We start from the raw sequence: 3,997 nt of genomic DNA, 5'->3' as shown, positions 1-3,997 counted from the left end.
CTGATTTTTATAACCCACCGACCCCCCCCCCGCCCCGGCGCCCCCCCCACCCCACCCCCGCCGCGGCCGCGGCCGCGGCCAGGCGCGAGGCTGAGGAAAGTCGTCCGATGCCGAAGCCCAAGAAGTACTACAAGCAGTTGCGGGAGCGCGAGGCCCGCAAACGCGCGGATGACGAGTAGCTTCTGGCTCGCAGGGTGGCGTCGCCCGTGGACTGGCTGTCGTTCAGACTCTGGTCCCTGCCCGCGCCGCCACGCCTGACCGGAGCGCTGCGCGCCCGAGCCGTGTCACCCGAGTTCGACCTGACCCCTCCCGCCGGGGCAGGAGTGCCCGATTGGGCCAGCAGCCAACACGACGTTACCCAGCCGGCATGATGGATGGACAAGCCTATGTGTCGACCTGATCAATTCGACAAGGTTGCTGTATTCTTCGACATGTCCAACCTCTACTTCGCCGCACGAGACTTAGGCATCAAGATCGACTACACACGGCTGCTCGATTTCATCGTCGGAGGACGGCGCCTCCACCGCGCCTACGCCTACATGGCGGTAGCGCCAGACGACAACACGGCCGTCCCCTTTCTCACCTGGCTGCGACGCAACGGCTTCCGCGTCATCACCAAGACGCTGCGGCGCTACAGTGACGGCACCAGCAAGGGCGACCTGGACATGGAACTGGCCGTCGACCTTCTCTCCCAGGCACCGTACATCGATGTGGCCGTCATCGTGAGCGGCGACGGCGACTTCACCTACCTGGTCGACCGCGCTCAGCGCCTCGGACTGCGGGTCGAGATCGCGTCCACGCCGCGCTACACTGCCACGGATCTCATGGAGATCGCCGATCGCTACATCGACCTGGAGGCCAACCTCCACGTCTTCGCGCTGGAGCGTGCGAATCAAGCGCCGAGCCTGCCTGGCATGCCACCGGAGGGCGTGTCGCGAGCGGCACCCGAACCGTCGCAAGAGGATCGCAACGGGCGGCCGGGTGAGTTCTGAGCCGCACCCCACTGGCTGGGACGGATGTGAGTTCGGGGATCAGTCACGGGAGAGGAAGGACAATGACGCTGGTCGAGGCGATGCGTGAGCGGCGCGAGCACCTCCTCGCGACCGTGGGGGAGATCGTCCGCCGCGAGTCACCCAGCACCGACAAGGCGGCGGTTGATGCGCTGGCCGCCTACCTCCAGGAGCAGTGTAGGGCGCTCGGCGCGGACGTGGAGGTACATCCCCAGCGTGAGTACGGCGACCTGACTGTCGCCCGCTGGGGCGGTAACGGCAACGCGGACGACAAGCCCCTGCTCGTCATGACCCACATCGACACCGTCTGGCCGCTCGGGACCATCGAGCGCAAGCCCTTCAGCGTGGAAGGCGACATCGCCCGTGGTCCCGGCATTTTCGACATGAAAGCCAGCGTCGCGATGATGCTGGAGGCCGTGCGCCTCATCCGCGAGCGCGATCTGCCGCATCGCCCGATCCAGTGGCTCATCAACACCGAAGAGGAGGTCGGCAGCCCGGTCTCGCGCCCACTGATCGAGGAGCTGGCGCGGGGTAGTGCCTACGTCCTCTGCCTGGAACCCCCGATCCCGCCGGAAGGAAAACTCAAGACCTTCCGCAAGGGCGTCGGGATGTTCACCATGCGCATCACCGGCATCGCCGCCCATGCCGGCGCCGACCCGGAGAAGGGTGCGAGCGCCATCCAGGAGCTCGCCAACCAGATCCTCTACCTGCACAGCCTGACCGATCTGGCACTGGGGACCACCGTCAACGTCGGGGTGGTCCACGGCGGCACGCGACCGAACGTCATCGCGGCCGAGGCGGTCGCCGAGATCGACCTCCGCGTGTCGAGCCAGGCCGAGGCCGAACGCGTCGTGACCGCCATTCTCCAGACCCGCCCGCGACACCCGGGGACGAGCGTCACGGTCGAAGGCGGTCTCAACCGGCCACCGATGGAGCGGACCCCCACCATCGTCGCCGCATTCGAGCGTGCCCGGGAGATCGGCGCGTCCCTCGGGCTCGACATCCAGGAGGGAGGCACCGGCGGAGCCAGCGACGGCAACTTCACCGCCGCGCTGGGCGTGCCGACCATCGACGGGCTCGGCTGCCCGGGCGACGGCGGCCATGCCGAGCACGAACACATTAGTATCACGGGGCTCGTCGAGCGGGCGGCCCTGCTTACCGGCCTCTTGACGGAGCTATGACCTGCTTGATGAATCAGTAGCGAGAGGAGAAAACGATGCCAGGTCACGACCTCGACCCCTCTGCCTTGATCCCACGGGTTCTGTCGCGCTACTCCCCGGTTGTGGTGGACCACGCCGAGGGGATCTACGTGTGGGACATTCACGGTGAGCGCTGGACCGACTTCACCTCCGGCATCGCCGTCACCAACACCGGTCACTGCCATCCCCGCGTGGTGGCCGCCATCCGGGAGCAGGCCGGGAAGATCATCCATGCCCAGGCGAACATCCTGGCGCACGAGCCGATGATGCGCCTGGCTCAGCTCATCACCGAGACCATGCCGCCGTCGCTGAACCAGGTCTTCTTCAGCAACTCGGGTGCGGAGGCGATTGAGGGCGCGATCAAACTGGCCAAGATCGCCACCAGACGCCCGGCGATCATCTCCTTCCGTGGCGCGTTCCACGGCCGCACGCACCTCGCCATGGCGTTGACGTCGTCGCGGGCCAAGGTGCGCGCGCACTACGAGCCGCTCGTGCCGTCGATCTACCGCGCGCCCTATCCGAACCCGTTCCGCAATCCGTACAACCTCCCACCGGACCAGGCCGAGGACGCCTACTTCGCCGACCTGGAGGCGCTGTTCGAGACCGAGGTTCTGCCGGACGACGTCGCCGCCATCATCATCGAGCCGATGCTCGGTGAAGGCGGCTACGTGGTGGCACCCAAGCGCTACATGCAGCGCCTGCGCCGGCTGTGCGACGAACACGGCATCCTGCTCATCGCCGACGAGATCCAGACCGGCGTCGGCCGCTCCGGCACGATGTGGGCCTTCGAACAGTTCGGCATCGTGCCCGACATCGTGACGGTGGCCAAGGGGATCGCGTCCGGCCTGCCGCTCAGCGCCGTGGTTGCTTCCCGCGACCTGATGGACCGCTGGGCGCCCGGTGCGCACGGCGGCACGTACGGCGGCAACGCGGTCGCCTGCGCCGCCGGCGTGGCCACCTTCGAGGTCATGCGGGACGAGGATCTGCCGGGCAACGCCGCCCGCATCGGCCAGTTCCTGATGGCACAGCTTCGCGAGATGCAGAGCGAGTTCCCGGTCATCGGGGATGTGCGCGGCATGGGACTGATGATCGGCGTAGAGTTCGTCACTCCCGACGGGGCGCCGAACGGTGCCGCCGCCTCGGAAGTCATCCGCCGCGCTCAGGAGCGCCGCACCCTCCTCATCAGCGCGGGGACGAGCGACCAGGTCATCCGCGTCATTCCGCCGCTGGTCATCAACCAGCAGCAGGCGGAGGAGTTCCTGGACGTCTTCGCCGACGCGGTCAAGAGCGTGAGCTAACACGTACGACGATCCGGCCGAACGCCGCCGGCTCCTCATCGTCGCGAGGAGCCGGCGGCAACCGGTCCGAGGCAGGAACGCTTCCTCGCGAGCGCGAGACCACGTACAGGCGGACGAGCGGCGGCAGGATTCCCGCCGCTCGGCATGTGCCCGGGGCTCATAGAGTTTGACGAATTACATGGATGTACGCGATCGGCCCGTGCCGGGGGGTGGGTGGCGGGAAGGATCCTACGCCGTGGCGCATGCCCGGGGCTAAAGCCGCCGGGCTGAATATGAAAAGCCCACTGAAGGGGCTCGCTTGTCTCACACCTGGGCTGACGCGATTCGGCCTCCCAGCGGGCACCGTGTCCCCAGCCCCATCAGTGGGCTTCGCGTCCTAGCCCGGCGGCTTATGGAGTTTGACGAAGTATTCTCGTCTTCCCGCCACCCGTTCCGGCACGGCTGTCATCCTGAGCGGAGCCGGCCGGCGCCCCGCGCCGGGCGGCGGAGC

3 protein-coding genes are annotated in these 3,997 nt (G+C 67.6%); all 3 read left to right on the top strand.

The window, feature by feature from the left end; translation table 11 throughout:
• Positions 1 to 374 precede the first annotated feature (374 nt).
• The 3 genes from IRZ30_RS16070 (at position 375) to IRZ30_RS16060 (ending at position 3,507) form a co-directional block, all read left to right on the top strand.
• The gene (locus IRZ30_RS16070; protein ID WP_366945370.1) at positions 375 to 992 is read left to right on the top strand and encodes an NYN domain-containing protein; all 618 of its coding nucleotides are present in this window, start codon (positions 375 to 377) and stop codon (positions 990 to 992) included.
• Between the two features lie 62 nt (positions 993 to 1,054).
• The gene (locus tag IRZ30_RS16065) at positions 1,055 to 2,191 is read left to right on the top strand and encodes a M20 family metallopeptidase (protein ID WP_294086602.1); all 1,137 of its coding nucleotides are present in this window, start codon (positions 1,055 to 1,057) and stop codon (positions 2,189 to 2,191) included.
• A gap of 35 nt (positions 2,192 to 2,226) precedes the next feature.
• The gene (locus IRZ30_RS16060) at positions 2,227 to 3,507 is read left to right on the top strand and encodes an aminotransferase class III-fold pyridoxal phosphate-dependent enzyme (protein ID WP_294086600.1); all 1,281 of its coding nucleotides are present in this window, start codon (positions 2,227 to 2,229) and stop codon (positions 3,505 to 3,507) included.
• Positions 3,508 to 3,997: the final 490 nt, after the last annotated feature.

Source organism: Sphaerobacter sp. (genome assembly GCF_019683595.1).
Classification (GTDB): Bacteria; Chloroflexota; Chloroflexia; order Thermomicrobiales; family Thermomicrobiaceae; genus Sphaerobacter.
This window is presented reverse-complemented; position numbering and strand designations above follow the sequence as displayed.